The organism is Streptomyces sp. BK022, assembly GCF_004217355.1.
Lineage (GTDB): Bacteria > Actinomycetota > Actinomycetes > Streptomycetales > Streptomycetaceae > Streptomyces > Streptomyces griseoluteus.
Genome location: NZ_SHKU01000008.1, coordinates 36933 through 51284, shown reverse-complemented (window position 1 = coordinate 51284; position 14352 = coordinate 36933). Strand labels below are relative to the sequence as shown.

At 73.7% G+C, this 14352-nt stretch carries 14 protein-coding genes; 6 read left to right on the top strand and 8 right to left on the bottom strand.

What is annotated here, in order from left to right; all coding sequences use genetic code 11:
- Window positions 1-9: 9 nt before the first annotated feature.
- Entirely contained in the window at window positions 10-1659 is a 1650-nt protein-coding gene (locus EV284_RS29230; RefSeq protein WP_130339439.1) for an MFS transporter, read from the bottom strand.
- A 261-nt stretch (window positions 1660-1920) separates the two neighbouring features.
- Here EV284_RS29230 and EV284_RS29225 point away from each other — a divergent pair, with 261 nt between their 5' ends.
- Together EV284_RS29225 and EV284_RS29220 are read left to right on the top strand one after the other, a co-directional pair.
- A complete protein-coding gene (locus EV284_RS29225; RefSeq protein ID WP_130339437.1) occupies window positions 1921-3084 on the top strand; it encodes a glycosyltransferase family 39 protein in 1164 nt (387 codons plus the stop codon).
- 238 nt (window positions 3085-3322) lie between these two features.
- Window positions 3323-4336, top strand: a complete 1014-nt coding sequence (locus EV284_RS29220; RefSeq protein ID WP_130339435.1) for a phosphatase PAP2 family protein — start codon at window positions 3323-3325, stop codon at window positions 4334-4336.
- Between the two features lie 8 nt (window positions 4337-4344).
- Here the strand turns inward: EV284_RS29220 and EV284_RS29215 are convergent, their stop codons facing one another.
- Window positions 4345-4560: an I78 family peptidase inhibitor gene (locus tag EV284_RS29215; protein WP_130339433.1), complete on the bottom strand. Its 216-nt coding sequence runs from the start codon at window positions 4558-4560 to the stop codon at window positions 4345-4347.
- Between the two features lie 395 nt (window positions 4561-4955).
- Window positions 4956-5636: a transglycosylase family protein gene (locus EV284_RS29210; RefSeq protein ID WP_130339431.1), complete on the bottom strand. Its 681-nt coding sequence runs from the start codon at window positions 5634-5636 to the stop codon at window positions 4956-4958.
- 538 nt (window positions 5637-6174) lie between these two features.
- Here EV284_RS29210 and EV284_RS29205 point away from each other — a divergent pair.
- Window positions 6175-6966: a hypothetical protein gene (locus EV284_RS29205; RefSeq protein ID WP_130339429.1), complete on the top strand. Its 792-nt coding sequence runs from the start codon at window positions 6175-6177 to the stop codon at window positions 6964-6966.
- 136 nt (window positions 6967-7102) lie between these two features.
- The gene (locus EV284_RS29200; protein WP_130339427.1) at window positions 7103-7501 is read left to right on the top strand and encodes a hypothetical protein; all 399 of its coding nucleotides are present in this window, start codon (window positions 7103-7105) and stop codon (window positions 7499-7501) included.
- 75 nt (window positions 7502-7576) lie between these two features.
- Here the strand turns inward: EV284_RS29200 and der are convergent, their stop codons facing one another.
- The 4 genes from der to EV284_RS29180 form a co-directional block, all read right to left on the bottom strand.
- Window positions 7577-9061 (bottom strand): ribosome biogenesis GTPase Der, encoded by a 1485-nt coding sequence (gene der, locus EV284_RS29195; protein WP_130339425.1) that lies wholly within the window; start codon window positions 9059-9061, stop codon window positions 7577-7579.
- Between the two features lie 63 nt (window positions 9062-9124).
- Window positions 9125-9727: a lysophospholipid acyltransferase family protein gene (locus tag EV284_RS29190; RefSeq protein ID WP_051888047.1), complete on the bottom strand. Its 603-nt coding sequence runs from the start codon at window positions 9725-9727 to the stop codon at window positions 9125-9127.
- A 62-nt stretch (window positions 9728-9789) separates the two neighbouring features.
- The gene (gene cmk, locus EV284_RS29185; protein WP_130339423.1) at window positions 9790-10485 is read right to left on the bottom strand and encodes a (d)CMP kinase; all 696 of its coding nucleotides are present in this window, start codon (window positions 10483-10485) and stop codon (window positions 9790-9792) included.
- Between the two features lie 128 nt (window positions 10486-10613).
- Entirely contained in the window at window positions 10614-11708 is a 1095-nt protein-coding gene (locus EV284_RS29180) for a prephenate dehydrogenase (RefSeq protein ID WP_130339421.1), read from the bottom strand.
- A gap of 345 nt (window positions 11709-12053) precedes the next feature.
- Between EV284_RS29180 and EV284_RS29175 the strand changes: the two genes are divergently transcribed.
- Together EV284_RS29175 and EV284_RS29170 are read left to right on the top strand one after the other, a co-directional pair.
- Window positions 12054-12512: a Rieske (2Fe-2S) protein gene (locus tag EV284_RS29175; protein ID WP_130339419.1), complete on the top strand. Its 459-nt coding sequence runs from the start codon at window positions 12054-12056 to the stop codon at window positions 12510-12512.
- 22 nt (window positions 12513-12534) lie between these two features.
- Entirely contained in the window at window positions 12535-13233 is a 699-nt protein-coding gene (locus tag EV284_RS29170) for a nucleotidyltransferase domain-containing protein (RefSeq protein ID WP_130339417.1), read from the top strand.
- Between the two features lie 54 nt (window positions 13234-13287).
- Here the strand turns inward: EV284_RS29170 and EV284_RS29165 are convergent, their stop codons facing one another.
- On the bottom strand, window positions 13288-14310 hold the full coding sequence (locus tag EV284_RS29165) for an ADP-ribosylglycohydrolase family protein (protein ID WP_130339415.1): 1023 nt from the start codon (window positions 14308-14310) through the stop codon (window positions 13288-13290).
- Between the last annotated feature and the right edge of the window lie 42 nt (window positions 14311-14352).

Here is a 14352-nt window from a genome sequence, read left to right as displayed (position 1 = left end):
GGCCGCAGGTCAGGCGGAGACCGTGGGTTTCCCGGCCGCCCGGGGCGCGGGCAGCTCGCTCTTGGCGAGCGGTACGGGGCTCTCGGCGGCGGGTCCCGGCGCCGCGGCGGCCTCCGGGGCGCAGTTCATGACGCGGGGCAGCCGGAGCGCCATCAGCGCGCCGAGCAGCAGCAGACCTGCGCTGACCAGCAGCGTCACATGCAGTCCGTGCACGAAGGAGTCACGGGCGGCGTCCCGCAGCGCGGCCCCGGCGGGCCCGCCGAGCCGGGCGGCGACGTCGTACGCCTCGCCCAGGGAGCGGCCCGCGGCCGAGGAGGCGGAGGCGGGGACGCCGGGCACCGAGTCGAGGGCGGGCGCGTAGGCGGCGTTCATCACGCTGCCGAGCAGGGCGATACCGATGCCGGCGCCCAGTTGGTAGGAGGTCTCGCCGATGGCGGCCGCTCCGCCGGCCCGGTCGGCCGGGGCCTCGCTGAGCATGGACTCGTAGGCCCCGAAGAGGGTCGTCTCCAGGCCGAAGCCGAGCAGTACGAAACCGGTGAGGAGCAGCGGGGTGTTGTCGTGGCCGCCCATCGCGGTGAGGGTGAGGACGGCGACGGCGGTGAGGACGAACCCGGCGCAGACCATCCGGCGCGGGCCGACACCGCGCAGTACGCGGGCGCCGGCGAGGCCCGCCGCCATCGCGGCGACGGTCAGCGGGAGCAGCCGCAGCCCGGTCTGGAGCGGGGACAGACCGAGCACGAGCTGGAGGTACTGCGCGGCGATCAGCTCCAGGCCGACCAGGGCCAGCATGGCGAGCACGATGCAGCCCACCGAGGTGCTGAAGGCGGGCCGCCGGAACATGCTCAGGTCGACCAGGGGGTGGGCGCGGTGCGACTGGCGCCGGACGAAGAGGACCACCAGGGCCACGCCGACCAGGAGCGGTACCAGGGTGAGCGGGCCGGTCACGTCCTCGCCGCCGCCGAGCCGCTTGACGCCGAGGACGACGCCGAAGAGGCCGCCCGCCGCCATCAGGGCGCCGACGACGTCCCAGGGGCCGTCCCGCTCGCCGCGGGACTCGGGCAGCAGCATCCGGCCGATGGGCAGGCTCACCAGCATCAGCGGGATGTTGACCAGGAAGACCGAGCCCCACCAGAAGTGCTCCAGCAGGAACCCGCCGAGCAGCGGGCCGACGGCCGCGCCGACGGCGGCGACCGCGCTCCAGATGCCGATGGCGAGCGCCCGTTCGCGCCGGTCGGGGAAGACCTGGCGCAGGATGGAGAGGGTGGCGGGCATGATCATGGCGCCGCCGACGCCGAGCAGCGCGCGGGCCAGGATCAGCGTCTCACCGTTGTGGGCGAGGGCGGCGACGGCCGAGGCCACGCCGAAGAGGGCGTAGCCGAGCAGCAGGACGCGCCGGCGTCCGACCCGGTCGCCCAGCGTGCCGAAGAGGATCAGCAGCGAGGCGCAGACCAGGGGATAGATGTCGACGATCCAGAGCAGTTCGACAGCGCTGGGCCTGAGGTCCTCGGTGACGGCGGGGACCGCCACGTGCAGCACGGTGGCGTCGAGACCGACGAGCAGCAGGCTGACACAGAGGACGACGAGGACGACCCAGCGGTTGGCACCGGCCCCGGTCGCCCCACGGGACGGCCGGACAGCGGCCGTGGTCGTCCCGGACATGTACGTACCTCCCAGAAGAGTCCTCGCGTGCGGCGGGTCGGCGGGGTGGGGGGATCTCCACGCCGTACGGCCGGAGAGAAGCGGCGTCCGAAGGCCCGCCCTGACCCACGCGGGTGGCTCGTCAGCGTACGCGAGTTCATACGCAGGTCACGTGGTGGACCTCTCACGGTTGTGCCCCGATCGGTGTGGCGTGCGCCACCCCGCCACCGGGGGTCACCGGCGGATGACGGGGCGGCCGGCACGGGCGTCGATAATCGGCCCGTGACCGAGACAGCCACGCGGGCGGCCCCGCCCGTGACCTCCCTCCCCCGCCGGGCCCTCCCGGCGCTCGTGGGGTACGCGGGGGTCCGGGCGCTGGGGCTGGCCGTGCTGGCCGGGTGGAGCGCGGCGCGCGGCACGAGCGCGCACAAGCTGCTCTCCGCCCGCTGGGACTCCCTCTGGTACGCCCGGGTCGCCGGGGCGGGCTACGGCCACGAGGTCCGGCTGCCGAACGGCGACATCCACTCCGACCTCGCCTTCTTTCCGCTCCTGCCCTGGCTGGAACGGCTGCTGCACGCGCTGACCACGCTGTCGTACGCGGACGCGGGGCTCCTCGTCTCCGCGCTGGCCTCGCTGGCGGCGGCGGGCGGGATCTTCGCGCTGGCGGACCGGCTGTACGGGGCGCGGGCCGGGGTGTGCGCGGTGCTGCTGTGGGCGGCGCTGCCGGTCGGGGTCGTGCAGTCGATGGCGTACAGCGAGTCCCTGTTCACCGCGCTGGCCGCCTGGTCGCTGTTCGCGGTGGTGTCGGGGCGCTGGGTGACGGCGGGGCTGCTGGCGGCGCTCGCGGGGCTGACCCGGCCGGTGGGGGCGGCGGTGGTGGCCGCGGTGTGGGTGGCGGCAGCCGCCTCGTTCGGGCGAACCGGGAGCGCGGACGGCGCGCGCGCCCCCGCCTGGCGCCGGGTGCTGGGCGCCGCCGTGGCCCCGCTGGGCGCGGCGGCGTACGTGTTGTGGGTGGGCCACCGCACCGGGGACGGCCCGCTCGGCTACCTCGACGTCCAGGCGGGGTGGCGCAACGGGTTCGACGGCGGCTACGCCTTCGCCCGCTTCGCCGGCCACCTGCTCACCGCCTTCCCGTCGGTCCTCGCGGGCGTCGCCCTGATCACCGGCGTCGTCCTGCTGCTGTGGCTGTACGGGGCCGGGGTGCGCCGGGGGCAGCCGCTCGCGCTGCTGGTCTACAGCGGGGTCGTGCTGGCGCTGGCCCTGTGCGCGTCGAGCTATTTCGGCTCCAAGCCCCGGCTGCTGCTGCCCGCCTTCCCCCTGCTCTTCCCCCTGGCCGAGGCCCTGGCCCGCGCCCGCCCGGCCCGCGCCGCGCTGCTGGCCGGCACGCTCGCGGCCGGTGCGGCGGTGTACGGCGCCTGGTGGCTGAACGGCTCCGGTCCGCCGTGAGGGGCCCGGCGGGCCGGGTGAGCGGCCGCCGAATACCGGACCACCTTTCGGTGAACCGAATTAAAAGCGCCATAAAACCGCTCCGCGCGAGATCCGGGGCAATTACGGGGGCCGCTCCGGCGATATTGCCGACGCTCAGGAATTCGAGCGGTTCCTGAGAGGTTTCCCACATCACATCGTCATCACAAAGGCCCAGTACCGACCGGGAACACAGCTCACTCGCTGTAACGTCGATTGGGTGCGTACCGAACGAAAGCTCACCCGGCGTCTGGACCGGGTGTTCGCCAGGCTGGACCGGGAGCCGGAACGGCCGGCCCATATCGACGTGCCGCGGATGTCGCGGCACCGGGCCGTGCTGTTCTCCTCGACCCTGGCCTTCTACCTGGCGATCGTGTGGGCCGTGATCACCACGTCCTGGCTGGTCCGGCTGGACTGGCGGGTCATGTTCTTCCGCCCCTACCAGCAGTGGCCGGGCATCCACGCCTTCCTCGACTACTACGTGGTGCTCGGCCAGCGCGGCCCCACCGCGGTGATGGTCGCGGCCTGGCTCGGCTGGCGCTCCTGGCGGCAACACACGGTCCGCCCGTTGCTCACCCTGGCCGCCTCGCTGCTGCTGCTGAACATCACGGTCGGCGCCGCCAAGCTCGGCATGGGCCGCCTCGGCCCGCACTACGCCACCGTGATCGGCTCGAACGAGATGGGCCTGGGCGGAGACATATTTCCCTCGGGTCACACCGCCAACGCGGTCGTGACCTGGGGCATCCTGGCGTATCTGGCCTCCACGGCCAGGGCGCGCCGCTGGCTGTCCGCCCTCTCCGCGATCACCTCGCTCGGCGTCGGCCTCACCACCGTCTACCTCGGTACGCACTGGCTGAGCGACGTGCTGCTGGGCTGGGCCGCCGGGCTGCTGATCCTGCTGGCGCTCCCCTGGTTCGAGCCGCTGATCTCCCGCGCGGAGAACGCGCTGTTCGCGCTGCGGGACCGGCTGCGGGACCGCCGGCGGCGGACCGCGACCGCACCGGCCGCGCCGCTGGCCCCGGTGGCGCTCCAGCCGCTGGCCAAGGCCGCCGAGCCGTCCGTACCGGCGCGGGAGCCGGTCGCGTCGGCGCGCGGGTCCCGGCCGCCGGTCCATCTGGCGCCGGGCCCGCACACGGCCCGCTCCGAGCGCGCTCCCCTCACCCCGGCGGGCAGCCGGCGGCCGCCGCACGCGGACCGGCTCCCGCGCGGGGCCTCGCAGGCCACGCGCCCCTGACGGCCGGGTCAGCCCTTCCAGACGCGGGCGACCCGGCCGTCCTTCACCTCGAGGTTGAGGCGGCCCGCGCGGTACTCCATGGTGATGATCGCGCCGGGCGGCAGCGCCCGCACCGTCTGCCAGCCCCGGCTCCGGGCCTGCCGGTCGGCGTCCTCCGGGGCCAGGCCGACATAACTGTCCAGGGTGTCCTGCGGCTCCGGCGGCGGAGCGGGAATGTGTGCCATGCGGCCACGCTAGGCGGCCCGCGGCGACTACGGAAGGCACCGGCCCCGACGGGCACCGGGGCGCCGCCCGGTCACACTTCTGTCACAGCTCCCGGCGCCCGTAACCCGCGTACTCCGTCACACGTATGGGGGTTTCCGTTCACCTTCACGGGGTAATCGAACAGAATTTTCCCGTGGAGGCCCTCACAGGGTCCGATTAACGCTCGTAATGCGTCGGATCCCACACCGGAACCGGCCAAGAACGAGCGGGGAACGTTTTTCCCGCGAAATACGGCGCACGCGCACCGGAGCTGACGCCGCATAGGAAATTCACGGTTTCTCCGCACGAACAGACATGCGAACGGCCGCCGCCCTCCGGAGGGCGGCGGCCGTGGCCGTCGAGGCGGTGTCTCGCGTCAGAGCGCGAGATGCTGCCCCGGCACGATCAGGTCGGGGTCGGCCCCGATGACCGACCGGTTGGCCTCGTAGACCCGCTGCCAGCTCACCCCGTGCCGGGCGGCGATGGTGCTCAGCGTGTCGCCCTGGCGGACGGTGTAGCCGCCCCGGCCGGCTCCCCGGTCGGCGTGGGTCGTCGCCGGGCGCTGCGGGGCGGGGGTGGACCGCGTCGGTGCGGTCCGGGTCGGTGCGGACCGGGCGGGAGCGGACTTCTTCGTCACGCCCTTGTCGGTTCCGCCGCCCGCCGAGGCGCTGGACGGTGCGGACCCGTAGGCCCCGGCGCGGCCGGAGCAGACGGGCCAGGCGCCCCAGCCCTGGGCCTGCTGGACCTTGGACGCCACGGCGATCTGCGCGCTTCTCGACGCCTGGTCCGCGGTGGGGGCGTAGGCGCCGCCACCGTAGGCACGCCACGTACCGGCGGAGAACTGGAGCCCGCCGTAGTAGCCGTTGCCGGTGTTGATGTGCCAGTTGCCGCCGCTCTCGCACTGGGCGATGCGGTCCCAGACCCCGTTGTCCGCCGCCTGCGCCTCTCCGGAGGCTGCCAGCAGCCCCAGCGGGGCGAGCAGCGCGGCCCCGGCGAGGGCGGCCGTCGTACGGCCCTTACGGGCGGTCGAACGGGTCGTATCGGCACACTCGGTCATGCAGTTCCCTCTCCACGAACCCGGGCTCCCCCTGGGCGGGGCACGGCTCGCCGCGTCGGACCGCGGTTCCTCGCGCCCGCCCCGTCCACCGGTGACCGGAGCCGCGGCCCTGACGGACCCGGCGCCGGGCGGCGGACTCACCCGAGCGGTGCTAGTTGCACACGGCGAAGGAATCTAAGGAGGACAGGTGCCGCATTTCAACAACGCCCCGTATCGGCAGGCCAGTTGGCGGTTACCGCCGGTATCGGCAATTTCCGGCCAACCACTTCATACGGTTATTTCGCTACTTGTCCACCATGGGCGGCACCTGCCCGTGACGCACATCACCCTTTCAAGTTCCTTGACCGTGTACGAAGTTGACGGTGAGTGGCCGATTCCGTGTCGAAAGTGACCCTGCGCGCAGGCCGGTTCGATTCCGTTCCCCCTGGGGCGTGACCCCCACCACAGGACGCCCGTTGTCTTCTGCATGAGCCCGCGATCCCAAGGCTCAGCGACCGGGAGCCACCCGGCCGACCGCGCGCATCCCGAGGGAGCCACCGTGCCGCGCATGCTCGACGTCAGTGACGCCGTACGCGCCGAGATCGGCGACGAAGAAGCCGACCGGCTGCTCACCGGAGCCAGCGCTCCGGGCAGTTACGACTGCACGTCCTGCCGCACTCCGGGGGACTCCGAGCAGGAACGCACCAGCACCGTCCTGTTCGTCGGGGACGAGACCGCCGTCCTCGCCTTCGCCCACGCGGGCTGTCTGCCCTCGCAGGTCGTGCAGGTCACCGAGGAGCAGTTGCAGGGCGCCGTCCGCTCCATCGGCGGTGAGGCGGCCCCCCAGGCGCCGGAGCAGCCCCACCGGACCACGCCCGAGCCCGCCGTGCTCGGCGTGACCAGCGGACTGGTCTTGATCGAGGGCGAGTTGCACCCGGCGCTGGTCGTGGAGCCGACCGGGCCCATCGCGCGCCCCGGCGCCACCGGGGGCGGGGACGACTTCCTCCCCCTCCTCATCGAGCAGGGCTTCATGCCGGTGACCGCGCTCGAAGCCGTCCCGCCGGTGCTGCACGGCTGGTCGGTGCTGCTCGCCGTCGGCCAGCTCCACGCGGTGCTCCAGCCGGGCCCCCACGGCAGCCAGCCGGTGGCCTGGTGGCAGGCGCACCAGCCGCTCCAGGTCACCGACAGCTGGCGGGCCGCCGCCAACAAGCACCAGCAGGTGCTGATGTTCGCGGCCCCCGTCGGCTCCATCGGCCGCCAGCCCCGCGAGGACCTCCTCCGCGACGCCCTGGACAAGGCCGCCGCCAACGGCCGCCTGGTGGCCGCCGCCCTCCCCCTCGCCGGCACCTGACCCCGTCCCTCCCCCGGACACCGGCCGTACCGTCCCCCACCCCCGGGGGCGGCACGGCCGGTCGTGCTGTCCGGTGCACCCCCGACAGCCCCCCGCGTGGCCGCATCCCTTTGGGTGCACCGTCGTTTGGACATACGTGCACCCATACGACGCCTCTCCCCGCCGGCCCGCCCTGTCCCCCGTTCCCGTCGCCCGGTCCGGGCAGGAGAACCCCGGCGGGCCCTCGTCCACGCCGATCTACGACACGCTGTACGCGGAGTGGGTCAAGACCTTCCGGACGCTGCCCGGGGACCGCAGCGGCGAGGAGAATCTGGGCTTCACCGCCTTCGGGAACCTCCCGCAGAGCACAGGCGCGTACGGCGGGCACCGGCCGGGATCGTTCAGCAGCTCCTACAGCGCCTACAGCGCGGGGGCGTACAGCGCGCGGCAGCAGTCGCAGCAGTCCCAGTGGCAGCGGATCGGCACGATCGGGCGGGCCCAACCGGACGGCGAGGGGCCCCCGGCGCTCCCCCCGGCCCCGCGCCAGGGCAACTGAGCCGGACACGAAGGGGCGGCCCGTCTCCACCGAGACCGGGCCGCCCCTTCGCCGTGCGTCAATCCGCCGTGGCGGTCACTTCTTCTTGGCGCCGCGCTTCTCGCGCACCCGCACCGAGAGGTGGATCGGGGTGCCCTCGAAGCCGAACTCCTCGCGCAGACGGCGCTCGATGAAGCGCCGGTAGCCCGCCTCGATGAAGCCGGAGGCGAAGAGGACGAAGCGCGGCGGCTTGGTGCCGGCCTGGGTGCCGAACAGGATGCGCGGCTGCTTGCCGCCCCGGACCGGGTGCGGGTGGGCGGCGGCCAGCTCGCCGAGGAAGGCGTTCAGCCGGCCGGTGGGGACGCGGGTCTCCCAGCCGTCGAGCGCGGTCTCGATCGCCGGGACCAGCTTCTCCATGTGGCGGCCGGTGCGGGCGGAGACGTTGACGCGCGGGGCCCAGGCGATCTGGCCCAGCTCGGTCTCGATCTCGCGCTCGAGGTAGTAGCGGCGCTCCTCGTCGAGGGTGTCCCACTTGTTGAAGGCGACGACGACCGCGCGCCCGGCCTCGACGGCCATGGTGACGATGCGCTGGTCCTGCACCGAGATGTTCTCGGAGCCGTCGATCAGGATGACCGCGACCTCAGCCTTCTCCACGGCGGCGGCCGTGCGCAGGGAGGCGTAGTAGTCGGCGCCCTGCTGGAGGTGGACGCGCTTGCGGATACCGGCGGTGTCCACGAACTTCCAGGTCTTGCCGCCCAGCTCGATCATCTCGTCGACCGGGTCGCGGGTGGTGCCCGCCAGCTCGTTGACGACGACGCGCTCCTCGCCCGCGACCTTGTTCAGCAGCGAGGACTTGCCGACGTTCGGGCGGCCGATCAGGGCGATGCGGCGCGGGCCGCCGACGCCGGTGCCGCCGAAGGTCTGCGCCGGCGCGTCCGGCAGGGCCTCCAGGACGGCGTCCAGCATGTCGCCGGTGCCGCGGCCGTGCAGGGCGGAGACCGGGTGCGGCTCGCCCAGGCCCAGGGACCACAGGTAGGCCGCGTCGGACTCGCCGGAGAGGCCGTCGACCTTGTTGGCGGCCAGCACGACCGGCTTGCCGGCCTTGCGCAGCAGCCGGACCACGGCCTCGTCGGTGTCGGTGGCGCCGACCTTGGCGTCCACCACGAAGACGACCGCGTCGGCGGCCTCGATCGCGTACTCGGCCTGGGCGGCCACCGAGGCGTCGATGCCGAGGACGTCCTGCTCCCAGCCGCCGGTGTCGACCACCTTGAAACGGCGGCCGGCCCACTCCGCCTCATAGGTGACGCGGTCGCGGGTGACACCGGGCTTGTCCTCGACGACCGCCTCGCGGCGGCCGATGATCCGGTTCACCAGGGTCGACTTGCCGACGTTGGGGCGGCCGACGACGGCGAGCACGGGAAGGGGGCCGTGGCCCGCCTCCTCGATGGCGCCCTCGACGTCCTCGATGTCGAAGCCCTCTTCCGCGGCGAGCTGCATGAACTCCGCGTACTCGGCGTCGCCGAGAGCCCCGTGCTCGTACTCGTGCGCGGCCGAGCCGTCGGGCTGGTTCTGGTCGTTCATGAAGTCCGTACCTCGTCGTCGTTCGTGGTGATCGGTGGAAGCGGCCCGAATCGGGCCGTTCCACTACTCAAGTGTCGCCCAGCGCCCGGTCAGGCGCCTGGCGTTTTCCAGGTGTGCGGTGAGCCGCTTCTGGATGCGCTCGGTCGCCTCGTCCAGCGCCTTGCGCGTACGCCGCCCGCTGCCGTCGCCCGCCTCGAACGGGTCTCCGAAGACCACGTCGACGCGGGAGCGCAGCGGCGGCAGGGCCTTGACCAGGCGGCCGGGCCGGTCGGCGCTGCCGAGCACGGCCACCGGCACGATCGGCGCCCCGCCGCGCACCGCGAAGTAGGCGAGCCCGGCGCGCAGCGAGGCGAAGTCGCCCTCGCCCCGGGTGCCCTCCGGGAAGATACCCAGCACGCCGCCCTGCTCCAGCACGCCGAGCGCCCGCCCGATGGCGGTGCGGTCGGCGGTGGTGCGGTCGACCTTGAGCTGGCCGATGCCGGTCAGGAAGGGGTCCAGCGGCCCGATGAACGCCTCCTGCTTGATCAGGAAGTGCGTCGGCCGGGGCGCCACGCCCATGACCATGGGGCCGTCGATGTTGTGGGAGTGGTTCACCGCGAAGATGACCGGGCCGGACGCGGGCACCTTCCAGGCGCCCAGCACGCGCGGCTTCCACAGGCCGTACATCAGGCCGACGCCGATGCGCCGCCCGATCTCGGCGCCCCGCTCCGAGGGCGGTGGCGGCTGGCTCACTTCCCGGCCCGCTTCTCCTCGACCAGGGTGACCACGCACTCGATGACCTGGGCGAGGGTCAGCTCGGTGGTGTCGACCTCGACCGCGTCGCCGGCCTTGGCGAGCGGGGAGGTCTTGCGGCTGGAGTCGGCCGCGTCCCGCTGGATCAGGGCGGCGCGGGTGGCGGCGACGTCGGAGCCCTTCAGCTCGCCGCTGCGGCGGGCCGCGCGGGCCTCCGGGGAGGCGGTGAGGAAGATCTTCAGGTCGGCGTCGGGCAGCACGGTGGTGCCGATGTCCCGGCCCTCGACCACGATGCCCTCCTCGGCCCCGGCGGCGATGGAGCGCTGCAGCTCGGTGATCCGGGTGCGCACCTCGGGGACCGCGCTGACGGCGCTGACCTTGGAGGTGACCTCCTGGGTACGGATCGGGCCGGCCACGTCGTAGCCGTCGACGGTGATGGTCGGGGCGAGCGGGTCGGTGCCGGAGACGATCTCCGGCTTGCCCGCGACGGCGGCGATCGCGGTGGGGTCCGCCAGGTCGATGCCGTTGGTCACCATCCACCAGGTGATGGCCCGGTACTGGGCGCCGGTGTCCAGGTAGCTCAGGCCGAGCTGCGCGGCCACGGCCTTCGAGGTGCTCGACTTGCCCGTGCCGGAGGGGCCGTCGATCGCTACGATCACGGGCTGTGCGGTCGGGGCGGCGCCGTTTTCCACGGGTGGGCACCTTCCTGGTGAAGGGTGTCGGTCGGGGTGGCGGGACGCGAGGGCGCCCCGCACAAGGTTACTGGGTGTGGGTCACTCGTACGGACGCACGTGCGCCGCGTGACCACCGGGGCCCCGTGCTACTGCCGCAGCGCCCAGCCCCGCTCGCGCAGTGCCTCGGTGAGGACGGGCGCGGCGCCCGGCTCGACCATGAGCTGGACGAGGCCGGCCTGCTGTCCGGTGGCGTGCTCGATGCGGACGTCCTCGATGTTGACCCCGGCCCGTCCGGCGTCGGCGAAGATGCGGGCGAGCTGGCCGGGCTGGTCGTCGATGAGGACGGCGACGGTCTGGTAGGCGCGCGGGGCGGAGCCGTGCTTGCCGGGTACCCGGACCTGGCCGGCGTTGCCCCGGCGCAGTACGTCCTCGATCCCGGCGCCGCCGGTGCGCCGCTTGTCCTCGTCGGCGGACTGCAGGCCCCGCAGCGCGCGCACGGTCTCGTCGAGGTCGGCGGAGACGTCGGTGAGGAGGTCGGCCACGGGTCCGGGGTTGGCGGAGAGGATGTCGATCCACATCCGGGGGTCGGAGGCGGCGATCCGGGTGACGTCCCGGATGCCCTGCCCGCACAGCCGTACGGCGGCCTCCTCGGCGTTCTCCAGCCGGGCGGCGACCAGGCTGGAGACCAGGTGCGGCATGTGGGAGACGAGCGCGACGGCGCGGTCGTGGGCGTCGGCGTCCATGACGACCGGGACGGCGCGGCAGTGGGAGACCAGTTCGAGGGCGAGGTTCAGCACCTCGGTGTCGGTGTCGCGGGTCGGGGTGAGCACCCAGGGGCGGCCCTCGAAGAGGTCGGCGGTGGCGGCCAGCGGACCGGACTTCTCGCGGCCGGACATGGGGTGGGTGCCGAGGTAGCGGGCGAGCACGGCCTCGTCCAGGCCGAGTGCCTCCAGTTCGCGGCGCGGGCCGCCCTTGACGCTGGCCACGTCGAGGTAGCCGTGCGCGAGGTCGCGGCGCATGGCGTCGGCGAGGACGGCGGCGACGTGCGCGGGCGGCGCGGCGACGAGCGCGAGGTCGACCCGGCCGTGCGGGGGCTCGTCGGTGCCGGCGCCGAGGGCGGCGGCGGTACGGGCCTGCGCGGGATCGTGGTCGGTGAGGTGGACGGTGACGCCCCGCTGGGTGAGCGCGAGCGCGGCGGAGGTCCCGATCAGCCCGGTGCCGATGACGAGTGCGGTTCTCACTGGGCGATGTCCTTGTGCGGGGCGGCGGCACCGGCCCGGGGCCGGCTTCTGGTGGCGTCCAGCCTAGGGGGTGTCGTCCGGATCAGGTCGGCGGAGGGATACGGCGCCTCTTGCCAGACCCCGCGTCGTCCAACTGATGCAGACGGCACCCCCTGGTCGGCCCGGGCGGGCCGGAGGCACGCCGAGCGCGCGTCGGGACGGGCGCCCGTTCGGCCGAGGCGGGGTCCGACCCGCTGCCGCCTCCTTCGTCCGGGCGGTGTTCGGTGCCAAGATGCCCGGAAGTCTGGGGCTTTCCATCCCCTTTTCCGCACGTTTTCCGCCTCTTGAACCTCTCGGAGTGACGACATGACCCAGCCCGCGACGCGGCGCACGCTTCTCGCCACGGGGGCCGCCACACTCGCCGTCTGCTGTGTGGGATGCGGCGACGACGGCGACGGCTCCTCGGCCTCCGCCAGCACCTCCCCCGGCGGCGAGAGCGCCTCGGCCTCCGCCTCCGCCTCCTCCGGCTCCGGCGACGGGCAGGCGCTGGGCAGCGTCAGCGAGATCCCGGAGGGCGGCGGCAAGATCTTCGCCGCGCAGAAGGTGGTGGTGACGCAGCCCGAGAAGGGCCGGTACAAGGCGTTCTCCGCCATCTGCACCCACCAGGGGTGCACCCTGAACAAGGTCGCGGACGGCACCGTCGACTGCCCGTGTCACGGCAGCAGGTTCCGTATCTCCGACGGCTCGGTCGCGCACGGCCCGGCCACCGAGCCGCTGCCCGCCAAGGAGATCATGGTGCACGGAAACACGGTGCACCTGGGCTGACCGCCCGCGTACGCTCCCCCGCATGCGCCCCGCCGACCTGGTCCGTGACCACACCGTCTACGCCTGTGTCATGGGCTCGCGCGCCTTCGGTCTGGCCACGGACGCCAGCGACACCGACCGGCGGGGCGTGTTCCTGGCCCCGACCCCGCTGTTCTGGCGGTTCGAGAAGCCGCCCACGCATGTCGAGGGGCCGGGCGAGGAACGGTTCTCCTGGGAGCTGGAGCGCTTCTGCGAGCTGGCGTTGCGGGCCAATCCGAACATCCTGGAGTGCCTGCACTCCCCGCTGGTGGAGCACCTGGACGAGACCGGCCGCGAACTGCTCTCCCTGCGCGGGGCGTTCCTCTCCCGCCAGGCGCACGCCACCTTCACCGGTTACGCCCTCGGCCAGCGCCGCAGGCTGGACGCCGACATCCGCACCACCGGCGCCCCGCGCTGGAAGCACGCGATGCATCTGCTCCGCCTGCTGAGCAGCGCCCGGGACCTCCTGCGCACCGGCGAACTGCGACTGGACGTGGGTGAGGAGCGCGAGGCACTGCTCGCGGTGAAGCGGGGCGAGGTGCCCTGGCCGGAGATCGAGGCGCGGATGGCCCGGCTGGCCGAGGAGGCCGACGCGGCCCTCCTCCGCACCCCGCTCCCCGCCGAGCCGGACGAGGCCCGGGTGGCCGACTTCCTGCACCGCACACGACAGGCGTCGGCCGCGCGCGCCTGGCCGACGCCCTAGGGTCTTTCGTTTGGATCAGACCCCGCGAGCCCGGCAAGATCCAAACGAGAGGCCCTAGACGTCCCAGAACCCGCCCAGGTCCAGCAGTTCGTCCCGGTGCTCGATCCGGTCCACCCAGTGCGCCGGCCAGGCGTCCGCGCCCAGCCAGGCGCCCGCGAAGGCGCCGGTCAGGCAGGCGATCGAGTCGGAGTCGCCGGAGGTGCAGGCGGCGCGGCGCAGCGCCAGGAGGGGCTCGGCGGGGAAGAGGAGGAAGCAGAGCAGGCCGGTGGCCAGCGCCTCCTCCGCGATCCAGCCCTCGCCGGTGGCCAGGCACGGGTCGGTCTCCGCAGAGGGCGTGCGCAGCGCGTCCCGGAGGCGGCCGAGGACCGCCAGGCACTCGTCCCAGCCGCGCGCGATGAACTCCTCAGGGCTCGCGTCCCCGGCACGCCGCCACAGGTCGCCGAGCCAGAGGTGGTGGTAGCGGGTGCGGTTGTCGAGGGCGTACGAGCGCAGCCGGCCGACGAGCCCTTCCGGGTCCGTGCCCTGGGCCAGCAGCCACACCGCGTGCGCGGTGAGGTCGGAGGCGGCCAGCGCGGTGGGGTGGCCGTGGGTGAGACCGGACTGCAACTGGGCGGCGCCCGCCCGCTGTTCGGCACTCAGGCCGGGCGCGAGGCCGAGCGGGGCGACCCGCATGTTGGCGCCGCACCCCTTGGAGTGCACCTGGCTGGCCTCCTGCCACTCCCGCCCCTCCTCCTTCAGCAGGGCGCAGGCGGTGAGGCAGGTGCGGCCGGGGGCGCGGTTGTTCTCCGGGGACCGGTACCAGTCGACGAACTCCTCGCGCAGCGGCCGCTGGAACCGCTCCGGCGCGAGCGGACCCCGGTCCATGGCGGTACGGAGCGCACGCCCGAGCGCGAGGGTCATCTGCGTGTCGTCGGAGACGAAGGCGCGGCCCGGCAGCTCCATCTCCCGCCAGGGTCCGCATGTGGCGAGGATGGAGGGCACGTCGTCGAACTCGGTCGGGAAGCCCAGCGCGTCACCGAGGGCGAGTCCGAGCAGGGAACCGGCGGCGGCGCGCTTGCCCGCGGGCGTGGTGGTCATGGGTGAAGTCCTTCCGGGCACCCATGACCCGGCCCCCGTTGG